A 23,633-nucleotide genomic window follows, 5' to 3' on the forward strand; every position below is an offset into this window, starting at 1 on the left:
AATGATGAATCGCACACAGCTTGCCACTCCGGCCCCATCGTCACACCTGCGTCACCCGCACCGCCGCCGCCGCGAACGCGGTGTGCAAATGATCGAAGTAGTTTTGGTCATGCCGTTGCTGCTGATGCTGATGGCGTCAACGGCGGAACTCGGACGGTACTTTTATACTTACTCGGTACTGGCGCGCGCCACACGCATTTCGGCGCGTTATCTGTCCGGCAGTTTGCTGAACACTGCCAATCACACGGCGGCGAAAAACATGGCGGTCTGCGGGTTGACGACGACATGCAGCATTGCGGTTGTGCCGGGCTTGACCACGAGTAACATTGCGATCACCCCGGCAGCCAATCCGACCACCTGGCCGAGCACGGTGACCGTGAGCATCACCAGCTACAACTATCAACCGATTTTCAACCTGGGCAATTGGACGGGCGTGAGTTGGACATCAGTCGCGGTCAAACCGAGTACGACGATGCGCTATTTATTGAATAACTAATGGCTGAGATGCTGAACCAAATCCGACAACGAGCGAACACGGAACGAGGCACAGTCCTAGTGGAATTTGCCATCGCGGCGCTGGTCTTTTTTGTCGCCGTGTTCAGCGTGCTCGAAATGTCGCGCATGCTGTGGACGTACAACGCGCTGGCCGATGGCGTGCGGCGGGGGGCGCGTTACGCCGCCACGCATAGCCCGGACGCCACCGGTTCGACCACGAACAGTGCCAAGGTAAAAAATGTCGTCGTGTATGGCACGGACAGTCCGGCAGTCGGGGCGCAACCGATTGTTTATGGTTTGGCCACCAGTCACGTCACGGTCACATATAGTGGCAACTTCGGCGTCAATTTGGGAACCGCGACGGTAAGCACGAGCGGTTTCAGTTTTCAATTTCTGGCTATCCCGTCGGTGCTGGGCGCGTCGCTGACGTTTCCGACTTATCAAGTGATCGTGGCGGGTGAAAGCGCGGGGTGCGTGCCCGGCGTGACAACAACCGGTTGTTAGAGTGGTTTGCAATTGCGTGTACGGTAAGGCGCGTAGCGCCGCGAGACGGTACCGCGCGCGTGAGCAAGCGGCGCAGCAAGTACGGCGCACTCACACAATCGTGCAAGCTCCGCTTGCTCACGCGCGCGGTACCGTTTCGCGGCGCTGCTTTTCCTGTCAACCGAAGTGAAAACCGATCTAGTTGCCCCGTAGACAAAACGGGCGCGTGCACACGTTCCCCTTTTGTAACAGAGTTTTGATTCGATATGACACCGTTACTGACTTGTGTAATTCAGGCCGATGACCGGGCGACGGCCACGCATCTCTGCCACGCGCTCGAAGCCGATGCGCGGCTGCGCGTCACGGCCGTCTTTCGCACCAACCAACAGATTTACGAAGAAGTCATGCGCCAGCGCCCGGCCATCGTGGTGTTAATGCTGAGCGCGCAACCGCAAACCACCTGGGCCTTGGCCCAGGCTATTCAACAGGGTGCGCCCGGCGTCGCCGTCATCTGTGCCGCGCAACAAGCTTCCACCGATCTGATTCTGGATACGTTGCGCAACGGTGCGCACGAATTTTTGCGCCTGCCTATCCGGCCCGAAGAGTTGCGCACCGTGCTCGACCGCATTGTCGAAACACATGCGAGCGATCCCTTTGGCATTGGCGGCGCGGCTAAACGCGGGCGCGTCACGGCGGTCTTTTCGCCCCGGGGCGGCTGCGGCACTTCGTTCATCGCGGCCAATCTGGCGGCGGGCATCCATGCCCCGACGGTGCTCGTTGATTTGAACCTGCAAGCCAGCAGTCTGGATTTGTATTTGGGTCTCAAGCCGCGCTTTTCCTGGGTGGACCTGATCGAAAACCAGGCGCGCCTGGACGACCAAATGCTGGTGAGTCTCTTGACGCCTTTCAATGAGCGCCTGTCGTTGCTGGCAGCCCCCGCCAAATCTGAAGACGCCGAGGAAGTGCGGCCCGAACAAATTCACGACGCCATCAACGCCTTGCGGGCGCGTTTCGATCACGTGCTGCTCGATGTGATGCACTCGTTTGACGCCTTGACGCTCAGCGCGCTTGATGCCGCCGACGACATTCTGCTGGTGCTGGGACTCGACATCGTTTCCGTCCGCGCGGCGCAACGCGCGCTCACCATCTTTCAACGCCTGGAATATCCGCGCGCGAAAACCCGGCTGGTGCTGAATCGCTGGAATCAACACAGCGAGTTGGAATTGCGCGAGGTCGAGCGGGCGCTGGGCCAACCCGTGCGCAACCTGATTCCGGACGACTATCGCACGGTGGTCGGATCGCTGAATCTGGGCCAGCCGCTGCTGGCCGCGCCCCCTGCCAGCGCCGTGGCGGCGGAACTGCAAAAACTGCTGGCGGATTGTGAACTGCCACGGGCCGAACAGCAGCCCGCCACCAAACGCGGCTTGCTGGATATGCTCTTACGGCGCAATACGGCGTCCTTGCCGGCGACCCCGCCCAAGACGACCCAGCCGCTGAACCTGGCGACGCCCGCCGCCAAACAGAAACGCACGACGCCGCTGCTGATGCCGCCCGCCGCGCCGGTGCCCGTGCCCGCCGACCCGCAACCACAGGAGCCTGCGCGCTCCGCGCCCTTGCGCGCGCCGCAACATCAGGCACAACAAAAACCAGCCCAGCCAAAACAGGCGCAGCAAAAGAAGGTACCCGGACGTTGAAACGGATGTCCCAGATGCAGGTAAAAGTAAACAAGTAAAGCAATGAGGATGAGCCGCAGTTATGGCATTACGCGATAGGTTAAACAAAAGCGGAGCGCACGCCGTCGTGCCGTTGCGCAATTACGGCGAAGCGGCGCCCGCGCCCAAGCTGAATAGCTATCAGGAAATCAAAGCGCGCTTGCACGGCATGCTGATTGACCGCATGGATTTGAGCCAGCTCAACGTGCTGACGCCGCAAGAGACCCATGCGCAAGTGGCGCGCATCGCCAACACGTTGTTGACCGAAGAAGACCTGCTGCTCTCGCTGGCCGACCGCGAGCGGCTGATCGAAGAATTGCGCCACGAACTGTTCGGCCTGGGGCCGCTCGAACCGTTGCTGGCCGACCCGACGATCTCGGACATTCTGGTCAATTCACCCTACAAGGTATATGTCGAACGCGGCGGCAAGCTCGAACGCACGGGCGTGACCTTTAACGACAACGAGCATGTCATTCGCGTGATCGAACGCATCGTGACTTCGGTGGGCCGCCGCATTGACGAATCTTCGCCGATGGTGGACGCGCGGCTGCCCGACGGTTCGCGCGTCAACGCGGTCATTCCGCCGGTGATGCTCGACGGCCCTTCGCTCTCGATTCGGCGGTTCGGCGCGCAGCCCTTGCGCATTCACGACCTCATCAAAAAAGGCGCGCTGCCCGGCGAAATCGCTCACCTGTTGGAAATGTGCGTCAAGGCACGGCTCAACATCGTGGTGTCGGGCGGCACGGGCGCGGGCAAAACGACGCTGCTCAATGCGCTTTCGGCTTTTATCCCTGAGAGCGAACGTATCGTGACCATTGAGGATTCCGCCGAGTTGTTGTTGCAACAGGAACACGTGCTGCGCATGGAAACCCGTCCACCCAACGTCGAAGGGCGCGGCGAAATCACGCAACGCGAACTGGTCAAAAACGCCTTGCGCATGCGGCCCGACCGCATCGTCATCGGCGAAGTGCGCAGCGGCGAGGCGGTGGACATGCTGCAAGCGATGAACACCGGGCACGACGGCAGCCTCACGACCATTCACGCCAACACGCCGCCCGACGCGCTGACGCGGCTCGAAACGATGGTGCAAATGGCCGGGATGCGTATGTCAGATGCCGCCATCCGCCAGCAAATCGTGTCGGCGATTGATCTGGTCGTACAGGTCGCGCGCCTCAGCGACGGCACGCGCCGCGTGACTTCGCTGACCGAAATCCTCGGGCTGAAACGCAAACAATTTCAGACCCAGGAAATCTTCCGCTACGAACGCCAGGGCGTGGACGAAAACGAGCGCGTCATCGGGCGCTTTCGCTTTTGCGGCGTGCGGCCGCAATTTGCCGAGCGCCTGGCGGCGTGCGGCTTACATCTGCCGCCGGGTTTCTTTGACGAATTACGGTTGCCGCCTGCTTCTTGAGGCGAAAAGTGAAGCGTTGTTCGCCCGGAAGGCGGCGCGCCCTGTACAGCGGACTGCCAGTCCGCTGCCAGGCTCGGCCAGCCGTCCAATCATCAAGCCAGCCAGCGGACTGGCAGCCCGCTGTACAGTTTGAGGAGCAAGAATCTGATGATTAATTTTTTGGTTTTTCTCTTCTGTTTATGCGCCGTTTATACGGTTTATCTGTTTTCCACGCGCCGGGCGACCGCGCGGCGGGAGCGAGTGGGCGAACGTCTGGCAGAGGCGCTGGATGATCAAGTCGGGTTGCCGCCGCCGCGCGCGCAATTGGCCCGCGCGGTCTCGCTGAGCGAGTTGGCCTGGCTCGACCGCTTGCTCAAAAAGAACGCATTGGCGGCGGAGTTGAAACGGCTGATCGAGCAAGCCGACTTGCATCTGACCGTGGGCCGCCTGGTGCTCTTTTCGGTCAGCGCCACGGTGTTGGGGATGTTGATGATTTCGATGCTGATCTCGACCACGGGGCTGATCGTCGTGACGGGCCTGCTGGCAGGCGCGGGGCCGTTTTTACACGTCCTGTACAAACGCAAACAGCGCTTTGACAAATTCATCGCCGACCTGCCCGAAGCGCTCGAAATGATCAGCCGCGCGCTGCTCGCCGGCCAAGGCTTTCAATCCACCCTGCAGTTGATCGCCGATGAGATGCCCGACCCGATTGCCGGGGAGTTTGGCCGCGTTTATGAAGAGCAAACCCTGGGTCTTTCGCTCAAGGCCGCCCTGCAAAATCTGATGCAGCGCGTGCCCATACTCGAACTCAAAATGTGCGTCATCGCGGTACTCGTGCAACGCGAGTCGGGCGGCAATTTGGCTGAGATTTTGGATATTTCGGCCCAGACCATTCGAGATCGTTTTCGCATCAAGGCCGATCTCAGCACGCTCACCACCGCCTCGCGGATGTCGGCGGGCGTCTTGTGCGCGTTGCCCTTTATCGTCGTGCTGATCATTTCGTGGCTCAATCCGACCTACCTCGAACCATTGTTTTTTGATGCGCGCGGGCATCGCTTGCTGCTTATCGCGGTGCTGTTGCAGGTGTGCGGCTTGCTGCTGGTGCGCCAGATTTTGCGCATTCGCATTTGAGTGATTGCGGCGCGCCCACGGCGGTGCGCGCCAGTGACAGAATCAGAGATAGAAGATGTTGGAGACAGAAGATGCTGCTGATTGCGCTCCTGATTTTTGCGTTTGTTTCGCTGGCGGTGTTCAGCGCGTATTGGTTTTTGTTTCAACCCACCACGGCCACCACGCAACGGTTGCGTGAAATTGGCCAGACGGCCAATCCGTTTGCAGAGAGCTTGGCAAGCCCCGCCGCCACCGTGGCCGAACGCGTCGCCGAGCCGCTCAATCGCCTGCTGCCGCCCGCGCCCGACAAGTTGCGCGTGATGCAACGCAAGCTGTTGTTCGCGGGTTATCGCGCGCCACAGGCGGCCTTGCTCTATCGCGCCATTCAATTGGCCTTTTTGGCGGGCTTGCCCGCCGCCACGGTGGGTGCGCTCTGGTTGGCTGAACGCCCGTTGAGCACTTCGTTGGCCTTCATCCTGGGCGCGGCGTTATGCGGTTATTTGCTGCCCCGCGTCAGCCTCGACAAGCTGATCGCCAATCGCCAGTTGCGGCTGCAATGGGGCCTGGCCGATGCGCTCGACCTGTTGACGATCACCATCGAAGCCGGCATGAATTTCAACGCTGCCCTCGTGCGCGTGAGCGAAGAATTGAAAACCGCGCATCCGGCCCTCTGCGAAGAGTTCGATCTGGTCAACCTCGAAATCCGCGTCGGACGCGCGCGCGCGCAAGCCTTGCGCAACCTTGCCGAACGCACGGGGGTGGAAGATATGCGCGCGTTCTGCGCCATCCTCATTCAAGCCGACCGTTACGGCACTTCGGTCGGACGCGCCATTCGCGTCTATGCCAATACCTTGCGCACCAAACGCCGCCAGCGCGCCGAACAGGCGGCGCAACGGGCGGCGGTCAAATTGCTCTTGCCGCTGGCGCTCTTTCTGTTTCCGACCTTGTTCATCGTCGTGCTGGGGCCGGCCTTCCTGACGTTGATGGATATGTTCTTCAACAATTAACCGTGCTCTTGCAAGGTCGCTAACAAGAGCGCTTGAACGGTTTGACTGGCTCCCGATTCCTGACTCCTGATAGCTTGAAAATCAGTCGGCATTTTCAAGCTATAGATTTCAAGAAAAAGCTTTTCCGCGTTGAGTCCCGAAGGGACGTTGGAGATTAGGACAAAGTGCCAAATGAACCTCGCGCCCTGAAAGACAAGGCTTCAATCTGTCGCCCTTTCAGGGCTTGCCGAATTTGGATACGCGCGTTCCGGTGGTTTCACCACCGGCTAATATCCGTAGCGCCTCCGGCGCAAGAAACATTTTCTTGAATGCTATAGCAGGAATCAGGGGTCAGGAATCGGGAGTCAGGGTAGTGTCTTTGGCAGGCGTTTTGAGGGCTTTGCAAAGGCCCTGCTGTCACCCGTCCGGCTTGGCTAAAAATTGACAGCCGTCATTGCTTGGCATAGAGTGCGCCCGTTTTAATGTATGCGTTTTTTTGGGTAGGGCTGATGGGTCGTGTTCACCGTTAGCCGGGTGACGATGCATTGGCAATGAAACCCGCACACCGGCCTTGACCAGCCGGAGCGCAGTGCGGGCAGTTATCAGCTTTATTACGTGCAAGCAGCAAACCGGCGAGTGCTTGCCCTTCCCTTCTGGCTGTTTCACTGAAACGGCCACCAGCCTGGGCCGTCAAAAGAGCCGTTTGGCCCAGCGACATAAGCGTTGTAACTCAGTGGTTCGCGGGCGAACCAGTCAGGCGATCCGTCTCAACAAAGGAGTTCTGATGCACACCTCACAGGCGAAAGAACACGCGCAAGGCAAGGCCAAACAGGCAGGGCGGTTGTCCGTCCTGGCGCTCTGCTTACTCGCGGGGCTGGGTTGCGCCGTGTGGCTGGGCCAGGCGTTGCGCGGTGCCGCGGCCAATTTCCAGATGATCAGAGTGGCGCCCGACAAATTGCTGGTCGGGACGCTCGGCACACCGTATCAAGATGTATTGCGCGCCAGTGGCGGCGGCTCGTCCGTTTACACCTTTACGCTGGACAACGAAGTGCGCGATTGTTTACCGGCGGGGTTGAGCCTGGAAAACGGCACGCCCGATGACGCAGCCGCCGTGCGCGGGACGCCGCAGGAAGCGGGCGTTTTCACCTTCACGGTCAAAGTCAGCAGCCCGCCCGCCGTCCCCACGCGCCAGCATTTCACCATCCTCATCCGCGCGCGCGCCGCTTGCCCGGTGCTGGGTTTGGTCGAAGACGTTCCTTGCAATCCGCGCCTGACGCTCGGCGTGTTTTACAGCGAAACCTTCAACGTGGCCGGCGTGGGCACAGCGCCCTATCAGTTCGACGTAGACGCGCGCGTCGGCGAACGCCTGCCCAGAGGAATGGAACTGGTGCCCGGCCCGCGCGCCGATCAAGTCACGTTGCGCGGCACGCCCGAAGAAACAGGGTTTTTCACCTTTCACATCCGCGTCGAAGACGCCAACGGCTGTTATGGCGTGATCTGTCACGACTATCCGATTCGCAACAACCCGGAATGCCTGCTGAACCTGTTCCCCGACAATCTGGACGAGGTAGACAGCATTCAAAACGAACCGCTCGCGCTCAGCTTCACGCCGAACAACGGCGCCGCGCCGTATGCGTTCAGCTTCGACAATCGTCCGGGCGAAAGTGTGCCGCCGGGCTTGCTGCTGGCGTCCAACGCCACTGCCGAACGCGCGCTGCTCAGCGGCGCGCCGCAAGAGGCGGGAACGTTCTCTTTCACCTTGCGCGCCAAAGACAAAAACGGTTGCGAGATCACGCAGAGTTACACGCTGGCCGTGCGTTCCAAAATTCCCGCGAACCAGCCGCCGGTATGCCCCGCCGTCACGCTGGCGCCGCAACTGTTAGCCAATGGCACACTCAAACTCAACGCGCCGTTCAATCAAACGTTCACGGCCAGCGGCGGAGCTGCGCCTTACACCTTCACCGTTGAAGCCATGCCGCCGGGCCTGCTGGTGAATGCGTCAACCAATCCCAACGAGCAACTCGCGCTCGGTGGCGCGCCAACACAGACGGGCAGTTGGGAATTTCGCGTCAAAGCGACTGACAAGAATGGCTGCGAGGGCAACCGCACTTATGTGCTGAACGTGCATGACCCTGATTGCCCGGTCATCCTTTTACCGCGCAGCTTGCCCGGCGGCGTGGCCGGAGAAACATACGCCGCGCAAACGATCCAGCCACAACCCGCCAATCGCGCGTACAACCTGACCATCAGCAGCGGCGCGTTGCCGTCCGGTCTGATGCTCGCGGGCAATGTCTTGCAAGGGACGCCGACACTGGCAGGCACGTTCAAATTCACGCTCACGGCGCAAAGCGGCACGTGCAGCGGTGCGCGGGAATACACCGTGTTGATCGGCGGGCCGTTCGTGTGCCCGCCGAATCTGACGCAGACGCTGGCGGCGGGCGCGACTGAGGCGGTCGTGAGTTATCCGCTGCCCACGGCCCCGCCCGGCAATACCGTCACTTGCACACCGGCTGCGGGTTCGACGTTCAAACGCGGCGCGACGACGGTGACCTGCGTGAGCGCGGGCGCAGCCGCGACAATGATGTGCAGCTTCACGGTGACGCTCACGACTTGCACCATCGGCTGTCCGGCGGCTGTGACGGCGACGTTGCCCGCCGGGCAATGCGCAATGGCGGTGACTTACGCCGCGCCTGTGTTGGAGGGCGCGTGCGGCCCGGCGACGTGCACGCCCGCGTCAGGTTCGAGTTTTGCGGCGGGCGTAAAGACGGTGACATGCACTGCGCCGGATGGCGCGGGCGGCAACAGCGCGTGCAGCTTCACGGTGACGGTCAACGCTACCCAAATACCCCCGCCCACATGTCCGGCGAATATCACCCGCGCGGCGGATCAGAATCAGTGTACGGCCATCGTGAATTACGCGCCGCCGGTTGTGCCCGCCGACTGTGTTGGCACGACGGTCAGTTGCGTTCCGGCTGCTGGCACGGCCTTTCCGTTGGGCGTCACGACGGTGACGTGCACGGCGACGGATGCGGCGCAAAACAAATCCACCTGCGCTTTCACGGTCACAATTAACGACGCGCAAGCGCCCACGCTGGTTTGCCCCGACAACCTCGTCAAAGCGGCGGATCAAAACCAATGCGCGACGGCGGTGACATACACCAACGCGACGGCCAGCGATAATTGCGCGGGCGTGGGCACGCCGGTTTGCACGCCGCCCTCCGGTGCGACCTTCACGGTCGGCCAGACGACGGTGATGTGCAGCGTGCGCGATGCCGCGCAGAATTTGGCGACGTGCAGCTTCACCGTCACGGTCAACGACACCCAAGCGCCCGTCATCACTGCGTGCACGCCAGAGCAGCGCGTCGTGGCGAACGGCCCGGCCACGGTCAGCTATCCGCTGCCCAGCGTGACCGACAATTGCGCCAACCCAACCGTGAGTTGCGTTCCGGCGTCCGGCACGAGCTTCCCGCCGGGCGTCAGGACGGTCACCTGCACGGCGACCGATGCGGGCAACAACACAGCGGCGTGCAGCTTTACGGTGACGGTGACGGGTTGCGGATTCGTGCCGACCCCGCCCCCGCCCGTGACGGCCAACGCCGCCGCCGGCAGGTGCGATGCGGTGGTCGCTTACGCCACGCCGGCGACGAATGGCGCGTGCGGCGTGGTGACGTGCGCGCCTGCTGCGGGTGCGAGCTTCCCCGTGGGTATCACGACGGTGAATTGCAGCACGACAGATGCGAACGGCGTCACGAGTTCGACCAGCTTCACGGTGACGGTCAATGACACGCAAGCGCCGGTGCTTACCAACCAATGCCCGGACGACCTGCGCGTAGTTTCCGCTACGCCCACAACGGTTAGTTATCCGCTGCCAGCGGCCACCGACAATTGCGGCACGCCAACGGTAAGTTGCGTGCCGGCCAGCGGCGCGACGTTCGCGCTGGGGCTGACGACGGTGACTTGCACGGCGACTGACGCGGCGCGGAATGCGTCCAGTTGCACCTTCCGCGTTGGCGTGACGCCGTGCCCGCAACTCTCAAGCGACCCGGTTACAGTCGAGGCCGCGGCGGGACAGTGCGCGGCAGTGGTCAGCAGCTATCCGCTCCCGGCTGACAGCGCGGATTGTGGGACAGTGACTTGTGTGCCGCCCGCCGGTGCGACTTTCGCAGTGGGCGTGCGGACGGTGACTTGCAGTTCCACCGACAGCAGAGGCGTGCCCAACGCGAGCAGCTTCACCGTGACGGTCAAGGACGCACAACCGCCACGGCTGACCTGCCCGCCGAATCTGAGCGTGAAAGCGGCCACGCCCAGCGCGGTTAGTTATGACTTGCCGCTGGTCACGGATAATTGCCCCGGTGTGGGCCAGCCGGTTTGCGAGCCTGCGTCCGGTTCGATTTTCCCGGTGGGCGCGACCACGGTGATTTGCCGGGCGCGCGATGCGACGAACAATGAAGGCCAATGCAGCTTCACGGTGACGGTGGCCCCAGAACCCTGCCGTCTCATCTGTCCCGCGCCGGTAAGCACGGATGCCGCGCCCGACCAATGCACGGCACAGATCAACTATCCTCCGCCCGCCACCGAAGGCACGTGCGGCGCAGTGACGTGCACGCCGCCATCCGGCTCGTCGTTCGCGGTGGGCGTAACGACGGTGACTTGCCGCGAAGCCAGCGGGGCCGTTTGCAGCTTTGCGGTAACGGTCAATGACAAACAAGCGCCGGTCATCGCTAATTGCGCACTACCCAATCTGACGCGCGCCAATGATCCGAATCAGTGCCAAGCCGTGGTGAATTACGCGCTGCCGCCCGTGACCGACAACTGTCCCGGCGCGCTGGCCGTTTGCACACCGGCTCCCGGCACGGCCTTTCCGGTGGGCGTAACGACCGTGACTTGCCGCGCCCGTGATGTGGCGGGGAATACTTCGCCCTCAACTTGCAGCTTCACGGTGACGGTCAACGACACCCAAGCGCCCCCGCCGCCCGTCTGCTCCGCCAACGTGACGCGCGGCAACGATCCGAATCAGTGTCAGGCCGTCGTGAATTACACGCTGCCCGCTGTGACGGACAACTGCCCCGGCGCAGTGGCCGTTTGCACTCCAGCCCCCGGCACGGCCTTCCCCGTGGGCGTGACGACGGTGAATTGCCTCGCCCGTGATGCAGCCGGCAACAGTTCGCCAGCGTGCAGCTTCACGGTGACGGTCAACGACACCCAGGTGCCGGTGTTGGCGCAACCGGCTGACCTGCGGCAATCCGCCGAGCTGAATCAATGCCAGGCCGTCGTGAATTACGCGCCGCCGGCCGCGACGGAGAATTGTCCGGGCACGGTAACTGTCAGTTGCACGCCCGCGCCGGGCACGGCTTTCCCGGTGGGCGTGACGACGGTGACGTGCACCGCGCGTGATGCCGCCGGGAATACTTCAGCACCGCGCAGCTTTACGGTGACGGTCAACGATACGCAAGCGCCGGTCATAGACTGCCGCCAACTAGCCAATCTGACGCGAACCAACGATTCGAATCAGTGCCAGGCCGTTGTGAATTACGCGCTGCCCACCGTGACGGACAACTGTCCCGGCGCAGTGGCCGTTTGCACACCGGCCCCAGGCACAGCCTTTCCCGTGGGCGTGACGACCGTGACGTGCAGCGCCCGTGATGCGGCGGGGAATACTTCGCCCGCGCCAGCGTGCAGTTTCACCGTGACGGTCAACGATACCCAAGCGCCGGTCATCACCAATTGCCCGCTGCCCAACGTGACGCGCGCCAACGATCCGAATCAATGCCAGGCCGTCGTGAATTACGCGCCGCCGGCCGCGACGGACAATTGTCCGGGCACGCTAACTGTCAGTTGCACGCCCGCGCCGGGCACGGCTTTTTCAGTGGGCATGACGACGGTGAATTGCACCGCGCGTGATGCCGCCGGGAATGCCTCGTCTTCAACTTGCAGTTTCACCGTGACGGTCAACGACACCCAAGCGCCGGTGTTGGCGCAGAAGGCGGACTTGAGTCAACCCGCCGACTTGAATCAATGCCAGGCGGTCGTGAACTACGCGCCGCCGATCGTGACGGACAATTGTCCGGGCACGCTTGTCGTCAGTTGCACGCCCGCGCCGGGCACGGCTTTCCCAGTGGGCGTGCGGACGGTGACTTGCACCGCGCGTGATGCCGCAGGAAATGTTTCAGATCCGCGCAGCTTCAATGTGACAGTCAACGACACGCAAAAGCCCACGATGATTTGCCCGGACAGCCTTAGCGTGCTGGCCACCGTGCCCACGGCGGTCAGCTTCCCGCTGCCTACGGTCAGCGATAATTGCGCTGGTGTGCGCGCGCCGGTGTGTGATCCCGCCTCCGGCTCCACATTTGCGGTGGGCACGACGACGGTGACGTGCATGGTGGCCGACGCGGCGGGCAACACAGAAAGTTGTAGTTTCAAGGTGACGGTCGGCCCATGCCCGCTGGCTGTAACGGGAGCGCCGCTGAATTTCGCCGTACCGATTACGGCGGGGCTGACGCCGAACACGCAAGCCACCAGCCAGGTGCTGACGCTCAACAATGCGAATTGCGGCACAGTCAGCTTTGGCCTCGCGCTACAACGCAACGACAGCAATACACGCTTGACGGACAAAAACGATGGCCGCGCCCTGCTCATTGCCGCCAACGGCCAGCGCAGTCTCGATCCCGCCAGCCGGCGGCCTCTCTATGTCAAGCTGGTGGGGGCAGAGACGCTGGTGAATCTGTGCGACCCCGCCCAGGCCAGCGGGACATGCGACAGCTTCACGCTGGCGGCGGGCGCGTCGTTGAGCTTGCGCGTATTTTTTGATCCGCTGATCCCGGCGCGCGCCAGCAGCACGGGCAATCTGACGGCGGCGCAAGTGCTGCCGCTCGATTTGTCTTCCCAACTGCTGCTCAAACCGCCTGCCGGCAGCCCGTTGCCGAATAACCAACCGCTTTCCACCATCACGGCCCGGCTCGCGCCGCAATTTCGGTTGGTGCATCCGTGCGATCCGACGCGCGACCCGGCGCAAAACCCGGTGGTAACGCTGACAAGAGAGGGCGGCGGCACCGTGATTGCCGTCACCACCACAATCTACGATCCGGGCCGCGCCTTGCAACGTGTCCGCTACGAGTTACTGGAAGGCCCCACAGCCACCGTGCCGGTGCTAACGTATGAGGCGAGCACAGCACTGACGGATGTGATCAACGCTACGCCGTTGCACCTTGGACAGACATTCGCATTTATCCAACGGTTCGGGCCCGTCGATCCCAGAACAGAATTCCACGTGCGGGTCACGTTGAATGGCGACGCGAACCTCTCGACCGTTTCAGGCGAGACCGGTTGCCCAGCCAGTTTCCAGTCAGGACAGCCGGGGCAGCCGGAACGGCCCGAAGACCCTGCGCCACTGATATTGCCGGACGTGGAACTCGCGCCCCTCACCCGCGCGCCGCGCCCGCCCGCAAACAATTTAAGGAGACGCCGATGAATCAATCCCCCACCGCCCGCATCAGTCTATTCCTGATCGCCGCCCTGGCCGCAGGCTTGCTGCCGCCACCATTGCACGCTGAAGCGCGCCGCGCACAAACGATGCAAGTGGCTTTCGACGGCGACCTGGCGCGCCCGGTCAAGTGCCAGGCAGCCGCCACGCCCACCACACCCACCAGCGCCAAACCGACCAAAGCCAGCACGAAACCCACGCCGCCCGCGCCGGGCAAGCAATTGGCCGGAACGACGTGCAGCTATGCGACGCGCCTGACCGTCCCAGGCCCTTCACGCAGCGCCCTGAATGCGCCGTTGCAATTTCTCTATGCCAGTTTTACCAGCACACCCGCGCCGCAAGAGAGCCGCCGGCCCGCCGTCGGGGTGCCGGTGAAATTCACCTTGTCCAATCCTGCGTTGGGTACGCTTAACACTTCCGAAGTGGAAACCAATGCCGAGGGTATTGCTGAAGTTCAGTTCACTGCTAATACCGACCACCAGCGCGGTTTCTTGCTTGCGACAGCGGGCAGTGCGGAAAAGAAAATTCCGCTCGAAGTGGTACGACCCGCTCCCACCAAGGTGCTGCTCATTGCGGGATTGCTGACGTTGATCGCGGTCGTCGTCACGGTCGTCGTCACCAAAAAAGGCGACATCAAACCGCTACCACCACCGGTGATTCCGTAATGGCCGTGACGACAGGCACGGCGACTTGGCAGACTACGGCACAGCTTAGGCACTGTTCAAAAATAACTTGATCATTTGAGCCAGGCAGCGCGGCGAGGACTGGGACGCATTGTTCATTTGTCATTGTTGATTTGTCATTTGTCATTGCCCGACAGCGCATTCCGCAATGACAAATGAACAATGAACGTAACTACTCAGCCCCAAGGGGGCGCAATATAATAGCCCGGTGCAACGCACCGGGTCAGCAGATGGATGGTTTCCAAGCCCCAACGGGGCGCAATAGTTATTGCGCCCCGTTGGGGCTTACCTGATCTGATGTCCTGCTCCCAGGGCGTTGCCCTGGGCTTCTTTACTTCGCCCCGTTGGGGCTGAGCAGTTGCCAATGAACAACTTATTTTTGAACAAAGCCTTAGTTCTTTCTCTCCGCACTTGTAGGCAACGCGAGCTTGGCTTTGGCGGCGTCCAGGCCTTGGCGTACCTCGCGGGCGCGCGGATGCTCATTGCCATAGACGGCTTCATAAATGGGAATGGCTTCGGTATACAGCGTCACGGCGTCGGCATACTTTCCCAGCGTGAAGTAAAGCGTGGCGAGATTGTTTTTGTCACGCGCCGTTTTGATATTGCCCGGCCCCAGCAGCCGCTGGTGAATGTCGAGCGCCTGTTTCAACAGCGGCTCGGCCTGTTCGGGCCGTTGTTGCTGAAAATAGAACAGGCCTTGATTCAGATAGATTGTCGCCAGACTGGTATAAAGCGTGTCATAAGTCCTTAACCGTTCATCACTGAGCGGGCCTGGCCCAATCTTCGCTTCCAATAACTGGCGCGCCTGGGTGAAATTGGCGGCGGCCTGTGTGGGCTTGTCCCAGAGCAGATACAGCGTCGCCAAATCGCTCAGGTTGATCGCGCATTGCGGATGATCGGCACCCAGGCCACGCTGATTGATGTCGCGGGCTTGCAGCAGCAGTCGCTCGGCTTCGGGATAATTTTTTTGCTGCTGAAACAGCTTCGCCTGTCCGCTGAGGTTGGCCGCGACCTCGATGTTGTCGGGGCCGAAGTTTTTTTCGAGCAGCGCGCGCGCCTGCTCGAAGCGCGGCGCGGCGTCTGCAAACTTGCTCTGCGCGCTGTAAACCACACCCAGCTTGTTGAGCACGCGCGCCACATAGGGGTGTTCGGGCAGCGTCTGTTGCAATTTCTGCAAAGCGTTTTGATACGACGCTTCGGCCTGGAGGTAATCCTGCAACCGGTAATAGCTGTCACCGAGACTGGTGAGCGCGACGCCTTCGCCCAGCGCATCGCCGCTTTGCACAAAGAACTGACGCGCGTCTTCAAAACGGCCCGCCGGATCGTCGCCTCCAAACATCAACTCGGTCAGGAGCGGTGTGAGCTGGCTGTTGAGCCGGTCAGAAGCCGCGCTTTTTTCGGCCAGCTTGGTTTGCCGCAGCGTTTCCCGGCGTTGCAGATAACTATAAATCGCCGCCACCGTGGCGATCACAAACGCCACCGTCAGAATCGCGGCGAACACGCGCGCGCGTTTTAGCTCGCGCTGGCGTTGCGCTTCTTTGTCGGCGGCGGCGCGGCGCTTTTGCTCCGCCTGTGCCGCGCGCTCAGCCTGACTGTCCGTCAACAGCTTTAACACGCCCGCGAAATCGTGGTGATACCGCACGGCCCAGGCGGCGGATGGCTGATTATCCGTTTGCCATTGCAGGGCCGCGTCCAAATCCACCCCGCTCAAAACTTCGGCTTTGCCCGCCGCGCGCCGTTGCGCGACATCGGCCAAGCGGCGATAGGTCGCGGCAGCTTCGGCCTCTTCGTTGACCCAGTTCCGCAAACGCTGCCAGACGCGCATCAGGCTTTCGTGCGAGATGTCAATGCGCGTCTCGGCCTGCAATCCGGGCCGATCCTCGCGCGGCGGCATCAGAAAGGAGCGGCCCGGCGCGCGCAAGGTTTCGATGACGGTGACGACGCCCGGCAAGCTGGCCTGCGCCACGGCGCACAGCGTTTGCAATTCGACCGGACGGCGAATCTCGCGGTTGTCCTCGCCTTTTTCGGTCAGGCACTGAAAGACCTTTTTGGCGAATTGCTGATGGCGTTCGTCGAGTTCGGCAAAGGCTTCGTCCGCGTGTTTTGAAAGTGCGTTTGCCAACCCACCAACGGCTTCGTAATGCGGCAAATCAATGGAATGCGGAATGCGGAGTGCGGAATGCGGAATGGTCTTGGCTTCCGCGTCAGTTTCGGCGGCGACAGTTGGAGTGTTCGAATCGCGAGATTCCGCATTCCGCATTCCGCACTCCGCATTCCAATAGTCCCAAGTGCGCATCAGCGCATGTTGCAGGATCGGCAATTGATCCTGCCGGTCGCCGATGTCGTTGAGCAGCAGATTGACCAGCCGCGTAGTGATCTGTCCATTGCAGAGCGCGATGGGGCCTTCGATCACGTCGCGCAATTGGTCGCGGGTCAGGCGCGGGATCAGGTATTGGCTTTCGTTGATCGCTTCGGGCAAGTCCCAGAACTGGGCGCAATCGCCGAGGAAGTCGGAACGCATTGTCAGCATCACGTATAGATGCTGTTCAAAATTGCCCTCGGCATTGGGCCGGACGGCTTCGAGCAGCAATTTGACGAAGGCCGCCGCGTCGTCATCGTAGGTTTGATTGTTGGCCCGGCGCGCTTCGCGGGCGTAGCGGAAGAGTTCCTCGAACTGATCCACCACGACGAGCAGGTTTTTGGTTTGATCGCCGGGCAGCATGTTCTGCTGCCCGGTTTCGACTAAGCCACGGCTGCCGCGCCGCAACATGGCCTCGGTCACAGCGGTTTGAATTTGGTTGTGTTCGGGCTGCGCCGGCCCGAAGACTTTGGGATCGTTGAGCGCGCGCGCCAGATTGCCGAGCGGATCATCGCCGGGCCGCATGACCGCGATGCGCCAATTCGAACCGGCCCCCGGCATCATCCCGCTACGCAAGGCGGGCAACAGTCCGGCAAACACGAGCGAAGATTTGCCGCTGCCCGACGTGCCGACCACACCCAAAAAGCGTTTGGCCGACAGCTTGGCGATCATCTTTTCGACCTGGCCGTCGCGTCCGAAAAAGAGCTGGCTCTCTTCGTACTTGAACGGGCGCAGACCGGGGAATGGATGCGCGGGCAGAAACGAGGTCATCGGCCCTCCGTCGCGGCGCGAATGCGTTGCACAAAAGGCTCAATGATTTCCGGTGTGAAGGGCGCATAATTTTTCAGCACCAGCGGATCGCTGGAATTGAGCAAATCCTTTTCCATGGTCTCGGCCTCGCCGATGTAAATCGCCTTGGCCGCCAGCGGTTTGGTGCGCCCGGTCGCGCTGAGCTTTTGAATCACGCGCCAGATGTTGCCGAACCATTCCTCATCGGCGGCGCCGTAATACAGCAACACCGCATCGCTGGATTGCAGCAGTTGTTTGTACCTTTCCGGCGGCTCCTGGCTTTGCAGCGGTAATTTCACTTTGAAGGCTTTCTCAAGTTTGAGGTAGCTGAACAGCGGCCCGACCTGGGCGAAATCCTGCTCGTGGCAGAACAGGCAAACCGTGACGGGGTCGCCCGCCAGTTCGGCCCAAATGTCTTTGGGCGGCGGTTTGAGCTTTTTGTGAATCTCGGTTTTCAGGTCTTCGAGTTTGACTTGCAGGAACTCAGGCGAGGTGTTTTTGACCTGGGTGACGAAACGCTCTTGCTGACCGCCAGCTTTGAGCGTCAAGCCTGGCGGCAACCAGACCAGTTGCGTCAGCTTCTTGGCTTGGGCCAGTGCGGCGGCCAGATCGTATTGCACGTGCGGCATTGACCGTTCCTCCACATCCACATCCAAAATGCCGCCGTATTTCTCGCCCAGTAAATGCACCGCGAGTTGGGCCTGTTCCAGGTACTGCTGCACGGCGGTGTTGAATTCTTCCACGGCAGAGGGCAACGGCTGATCGGGCAGCACGCGAAACTTGAATTGCTGTAACTCGCTCTTGATCAGCTTGTGGGCTTCGACTTGGTCTGGGGCTGGTTCGGCTAGATAAACGGCAGGCATCTCCGTGGTAATCGCCGCGCTGGCGCTGTTGGGCAATACGCTTGGGGGCGGCGGCGGCGCGGGCGCGGGCATTGGATTGGGCGTGGGCGCAAGAACGGGCACGGGCGCGGGTATCAGCGGAAGCGGCGGCGCAGGCGCAGGCAATGTGCCCGAACCGCGCAAGCGGCGGAACAGCAGATGCAGGTCTTCGCACAGGGCATTGACCTTGTCCACGAAATCCGGAATGTCCTTTGTCTTGAGTTCCGGCTGCAAGTCAATATGCCTGCCGCTGCGTTCTTCCTCGTAGTAAAACCGGTGTTCGAGCACATCCTTGATGCTGGCGAGCAAGGCCTGTCCATCCAGTTGAAAGCTGCCCCCTTCAATCGAAGTCTTGACGGCTTTGAGCAAACGTCCCCCGCCCGTGCGTTTTTGAAATTCGCGCAGTTCCCACAGGCACCACTCGGCTTTGATATAACGCGGCGAGATGACGGCGAGCATCACGGCGCTCTGTTCCAGCGCCCCGGCCAGTTGCTCAGAAAAGGTCTCGAACCCATTGAGTTGCGGATCGCGAAAGATCGTGATCTCCGCGCCCAGTTTGACGCGCAAGGTTTTGCGCAACAGGTCTTCAAAAAAATCCACCCAGCCAGGCACGCCCTTGATCAGCGGATCGTTGTCAATGTGTGCGTAGCTGACGAAAATGTCGTGCTCATAGCCCGGTATGTAACCCATCGCAAACCTCCATGCGGATGCGGGAAAGCAAATTGCCTGCGGAAGAAAAGGAAAGCTGACAGCCCCTGTTTAACAGACGCGTGAACCGCGCGATTGGGACGCACTCTTATAAACCATTGGCTGGGAAAATTGAATGATGGCGGGCTGAAATTTGATCAATGCCCCTGTGACCTGGCTATGACTTGATAGTTGAATCAGGCGGGCCAAGCTCTTCGGTGCGATAGCCCTGCGGATAGCTGGGATGCGGCAGCGCACTGCGCAACAGCGCTTGCCGCCGTTCGGGCAACCAGCGCACGACACGCGCCCGCATGCGCAATGTACCTTCGACCAGCGCGCGCATCCCCCGCGCTGGTTGGGGAAAATCGAACGCGGCGCATAACCGCTCATCCATCAACGCATACACAAACGGTTCGCCCAACGGCCAGAGCGGTTTGGGCAACAGCCACGACAAAAACAAATCGCGCGTCGCGGCGGCAGTGCGACGGCTGGCATCGGAATAACGAAAGCGCGTCTGTTCGTATTCCACATTGAATTGCTCATACTCGGCCAGACTCGGCGGAATGTCTTGAATGTTCATGCGCCTGCCCACTTCGCGCCAGAAGTAATACAGCGCTTGCCGCTCCTGCTCGACCATGCGCCGCCAGCCGAAGCGGTCAAGCCAGCGGATCGGTTCGAGAATGAAGGTCGAGAGCACATAGCGGAAATCGTCGTTGGCGATTTTGAAGCGTCCGTGCAAAGCATTCATTCGCGCCAACGCCGCGCGCCCGCGTTCGCTGTCATAACCGTACTCGTAAATCTGGCTCATGATCAGATCGGTGTCGTCATAACGTTTCTGCGCGCGCTCTTTGAACTCGCCCGTGCGGTCGAGCAGCGAACCGATGCTGGGCACGGCGAAGGTGCGGAAGAGGGCGAATTCGAGCGCGCGCACCATATCAAAGGGGAATTCGTGCGCGGCGCACAGAAACATAATGCGCTGGTGCTCGCGTTCGGGATCAAGTTGCAGAATTTCCGCTAAGGCCTGGTGTCGCTGTTTCATCTTTGGAGTCTCCCTTCAGGTTTGGACATTTGAGCCACTCACGAGTACGCGCCGATGCACGTACTCAGATTCATCTATAGCCTTCGGGTGCCTTGACCGACCTAGACCTCTTTGCTAGTATCCGCCGCGACTCCGGGCATTCTCAATTTCCAATTCTCAATTGAATTAACTTCTGCGGATCATTCCAGACGCGCTTGCAGGTGTGTGGCATGGTGTATGTATATGGGCATAGGTGTCGTGGTCTCTCCGCCCCAACTGAGGATGACCTTCCAGCATGAAGTGTGAAAAGTGTGCCTGTGAATTGCCCGGCAGTCGTGTGACCTGCCTGCAATGCGGCTTTAACAATGCGGCCCAGCGCGCCGATAGATGGAAAGCGCAACGCCAAGCTGCCCAACCAAACGAACAACCGCTGGCCGAACAAGTGACGGCAAAGGTGGCGTCAAAAACCTTGGCCGAGACTGCGCCGCCAACTTCGCCCGCGCCCAGGTCAACGGCGAGCGCCGCCGCCGCCCGCGTGCGCGCGCGCTATGCGTCAGAAGCCAAGCTGTTGCAATTCCCCGTGACGGCCAAGCCCGAAGCGGAAGCGCCCAAAGCAACGGCGTCCAGCGAACCGGCCTGGCGTGAATTGGCGCGCGCCAAGGTGCGCGAACACCAGCAACGCCGCAACGGCGACGGCGACGACAACACCCCGCCAACGCCTGTGTCTGATGACCCGACTTCGCAACTGATCGTCGAATCGGCGCTCAAACGCATTCGCCGTACTCAGGCGCCGCCCGTTGTACGCGCGCTGCCGCGCATCACGCGCCACAGCGGTGGACAGGCCGTGGCCCGCGCGCTGCAATATGACGAACAGCCGGTTGAAGAAGCGCCGCCGGCTACGCCCGTAACCGCGCCTGAAGCGCCCCAGCCGGAACCAGCGCCAGCACCAGCGCTCCGTGCGGTGGCCGCCGGCCCCCGCGTCGCCCCGCAACCCATGAGTCAAGTGGCGCTGGCGTCCTTGCGCGCGCGTCTGGACACCGTTGTCCCCAACAACACCGCTCTCAGCGGCGTGGCGGAGAACGCCACCGCCCCAATGACTGACGAAGCGCAGGTGATGCCAGCACCAACGCCGGAACAGCCGGTGACGCCCGCCGAAGCCGCCTTTGAACAACAGGCGGAGTTGCGCGCGCAGACGAGCAAGAAAAGCAACGTCTGGATTGGGAAACCGGCGCCCATTTGGTTGCGCGCCTTGGCGGGCGCGGTGGATTTGGAAGCTGCGGCGCTGGCCTATCTGCCCTTTTTCGGCGCTTACACGTCGCTCGATGGCCCGCCGGGCTGGTCGGATTTCTACCTGATGGCCAGCATCCTGGCCGTCGTGCTTTATCTGTACCAACTCATCACCTACAGCTTTAATGGCCGCACCTTTGGGATGGCCTTGTGCGGCTTGCGCTGCGTGGACATGACGGACGCCAGCACGCCGGTTCCCTTCAACCGGCGGCTCTGGCAAGCGCTGGGCGGCACCATTGCGCTACTCTGTCCACCGCTCAATTACATCGTCACCCGGCTCACCGAGCATCAACGCGGCCTGGCTGATGCGCTGGGCCAAACGATCACGTTGCGGCGCGCGGAAGATTGAGACTGCCAAACCAAGACATAACCAAGAAGCAACGAAGAGCACGAAGCGATTCTGAAGAGGCTGCTTAGCTCCTTTAATTTCCTTCGTGCTCTTCGTTGCTTCGTGGTTTCGGTTTTTCGTTTTGACCGATTGCGATTAGATTGATGCGCGATGGACAATTTCCTCTTGCACGCGCTCACCAACGAATTGAACACGACGCTCAACGGGCTGCGGTTGGCTCGGCTTTATCAACTTGGCGCGACCGATCTGGCGTTTGATTTCAAGCTGCGCGACGGGCGCTTGTTGTATCTCTCGACCGATCCGCAGCGGCTGGCGTTGTATTTGACCGCGCGTTCAGCCCGCCAGTTTGATCTCGCAGCGCGCAATGACACGGCCTTCCCCGCCCTGGTCAAAAAGTATCTCGGCGGCGCGCAATTGCTTGGCGTGGAAAAACTTGGCTATGACCGCGTGGTGACCTTTCATTTCGCGGCGGAGGACGAGGCGGGACAGCCCGTGTCGCGCGCGTTGGTCTGTGCGTTGATCGGGCGCGCCGCCAATGTTTTCCTGCTGGAAGGCACGCGCCTCATCGCCACCTTGCGCGAAGTCACCGCGCTGCCTGACAGCTATCGCGACCCCGCGCCGCCGCCCGACAAACTCGATCCGTTTTCGGTCACGCCGGAAGCCTTGACCAAGCTCATCAGCGAATCCCCAGGCGGATTGGCCGCCGCCGCGCAACAACACCTGCTCGGTTTCACCACGCTTTATGCTGCTGAATTGGCACAACGCGCGGCGCAGACGGACGCGCACACGGCGCTGACCGAATTACTAACCGCGTTGTTTGAACAGCCACCGCAGCCTGTACTTTACGCCTCGGCTCCGCTCGCAGAATTGCAGCGCGATTTGGGGCGACCCGGTGTCTCATTGACGTTGTCGCCTATTGCACTCACGCATCTGACCGCACTCGCGCCCCCCTTCCCCACCGTCAACCAAGCGGCGGATGCCTGCTTCACCTTGCTGGATGAGCGGCGCGGCTTTCAATCGTTGCGGCAACAATTGCATTCGCAACTCACCACGAAGCTGAAAAAACAACGCGCCTTGCTCGTCAATCTGACGCGCGAACGCGACGGCTTCAGCCGTGGCGAAACGCATCAACGCTACGGCGAATTGCTGCTCGCCAATTTGCAACATGCGCAAAAAACCGCGACTGGCTTCGTCGTGACAGACTTTTACGATGCTGATATGCCGCAGATCACGATCCCGACCGCCGCCAAACCAACCGCGCAGGAAGCCGCCGAGCATTACTTCAAACTCGCCCGCAAAGCGCGTCACGGAATGCAGAGCCTCACCCAGCGCTTGCCCCAAGTCGAGGCCGACATCGCCAAACTCGAACAGCAACTCGCGCAACTCGACAGCCTGACGCAACGCGCCGAACTGGCCGCCTTCGCCCAAGCCTGCGGATTGCGTCCGTTGCCCAACCTGGAACCGCGCGCCAAACCCAAGCCGCAAGCCAAACTAGCCAAGTCGGGCCAAGCCCAGCCGGAAAAGATCGCGGGAATGCGGCAATATCGTTCGAGCGACGGCTATGAAATCCTGGTGGGCCGCACCGACCGCGACAACGACACGCTGACCTTTCGCGTGGCGAAATCGTTTGACCTCTGGTTTCACGTCGCCGATTACCCCGGCTCGCACGTGCTGTTGCGCAATCCGCGACGCCAACCCGTGCCGCCGCGCACCATCACCGAAGCCGCCCAACTCGCCGCGCAATTCAGCCACGCGCGCTTGGACTCGCGTGTCGCGGTCAATTATTGCGAACGCAAATTCGTCACGAAACAGAAAGGCTTTGCGCCAGGCCAAGTGCGGCTCTCGGCGTTCAAGACCGTGCTGGTTAAACCGCGTGAGGCGGGCGAACGCATACTCAGTTGAGTGCCCCAGCCATTCCAGACTG

General features: G+C 61.3%; 13 protein-coding genes. 10 read left to right on the forward strand and 3 right to left on the reverse strand.

Annotated elements, in window-relative coordinates:
• Position 1 precedes the first annotated feature (1 nt).
• From HY011_25680 to HY011_25715, 8 genes are all read left to right on the forward strand, one after another.
• A complete protein-coding gene (locus HY011_25680) occupies positions 2–496 on the forward strand; it encodes a pilus assembly protein (protein ID MBI3426335.1) in 495 nt (164 codons plus the stop codon).
• 8 nt (positions 497–504) lie between these two features.
• On the forward strand, positions 505–999 hold the full coding sequence (locus tag HY011_25685; protein ID MBI3426336.1) for a pilus assembly protein: 495 nt from the start codon (positions 505–507) through the stop codon (positions 997–999).
• A gap of 245 nt (positions 1,000–1,244) precedes the next feature.
• Entirely contained in the window at positions 1,245–2,672 is a 1,428-nt protein-coding gene (locus tag HY011_25690) for a hypothetical protein (GenBank protein MBI3426337.1), read from the forward strand.
• A 61-nt stretch (positions 2,673–2,733) separates the two neighbouring features.
• Entirely contained in the window at positions 2,734–4,101 is a 1,368-nt protein-coding gene (locus HY011_25695; protein MBI3426338.1) for a CpaF family protein, read from the forward strand.
• A gap of 147 nt (positions 4,102–4,248) precedes the next feature.
• The gene (locus HY011_25700; GenBank protein MBI3426339.1) at positions 4,249–5,211 is read left to right on the forward strand and encodes a type II secretion system F family protein; all 963 of its coding nucleotides are present in this window, start codon (positions 4,249–4,251) and stop codon (positions 5,209–5,211) included.
• 71 nt (positions 5,212–5,282) lie between these two features.
• The gene (locus HY011_25705) at positions 5,283–6,197 is read left to right on the forward strand and encodes a type II secretion system F family protein (GenBank protein ID MBI3426340.1); all 915 of its coding nucleotides are present in this window, start codon (positions 5,283–5,285) and stop codon (positions 6,195–6,197) included.
• 763 nt (positions 6,198–6,960) lie between these two features.
• A complete protein-coding gene (locus HY011_25710) occupies positions 6,961–13,644 on the forward strand; it encodes an HYR domain-containing protein (GenBank protein MBI3426341.1) in 6,684 nt (2,227 codons plus the stop codon).
• A complete protein-coding gene (locus HY011_25715) occupies positions 13,641–14,321 on the forward strand; it encodes a hypothetical protein (protein ID MBI3426342.1) in 681 nt (226 codons plus the stop codon). The genes HY011_25710 and HY011_25715 overlap by 4 nt, the downstream gene beginning before the upstream one ends.
• Positions 14,322–14,730: 409 nt before the next feature.
• Here HY011_25715 and HY011_25720 read toward each other — a convergent pair whose 3' ends face one another.
• The 3 genes from HY011_25720 to HY011_25730 all read right to left on the reverse strand — a co-directional run bounded on the left by HY011_25720 (position 14,731) and on the right by HY011_25730 (position 20,094).
• The gene (locus tag HY011_25720; GenBank protein ID MBI3426343.1) at positions 14,731–17,469 is read right to left on the reverse strand and encodes a tetratricopeptide repeat protein; all 2,739 of its coding nucleotides are present in this window, start codon (positions 17,467–17,469) and stop codon (positions 14,731–14,733) included.
• A complete protein-coding gene (locus HY011_25725; GenBank protein MBI3426344.1) occupies positions 17,466–19,058 on the reverse strand; it encodes a toll/interleukin-1 receptor domain-containing protein in 1,593 nt (530 codons plus the stop codon). Before HY011_25725 ends, HY011_25720 begins: the two co-directional genes overlap by 4 nt.
• A 175-nt stretch (positions 19,059–19,233) precedes the next feature.
• The gene (locus tag HY011_25730) at positions 19,234–20,094 is read right to left on the reverse strand and encodes a DUF2236 domain-containing protein (GenBank protein MBI3426345.1); all 861 of its coding nucleotides are present in this window, start codon (positions 20,092–20,094) and stop codon (positions 19,234–19,236) included.
• Between the two features lie 274 nt (positions 20,095–20,368).
• Here HY011_25730 and HY011_25735 point away from each other — a divergent pair, with 274 nt between their 5' ends.
• Both HY011_25735 and HY011_25740 read left to right on the forward strand, forming a co-directional pair.
• A complete protein-coding gene (locus HY011_25735) occupies positions 20,369–21,709 on the forward strand; it encodes an RDD family protein (GenBank protein ID MBI3426346.1) in 1,341 nt (446 codons plus the stop codon).
• A 150-nt stretch (positions 21,710–21,859) separates the two neighbouring features.
• Positions 21,860–23,611: an NFACT family protein gene (locus HY011_25740; protein ID MBI3426347.1), complete on the forward strand. Its 1,752-nt coding sequence runs from the start codon at positions 21,860–21,862 to the stop codon at positions 23,609–23,611.
• Positions 23,612–23,633 lie beyond the last annotated feature (22 nt).

Source organism: Acidobacteriota bacterium, assembly GCA_016196035.1.
Lineage (GTDB): Bacteria > Acidobacteriota > Blastocatellia > RBC074 > RBC074 > JACPYM01.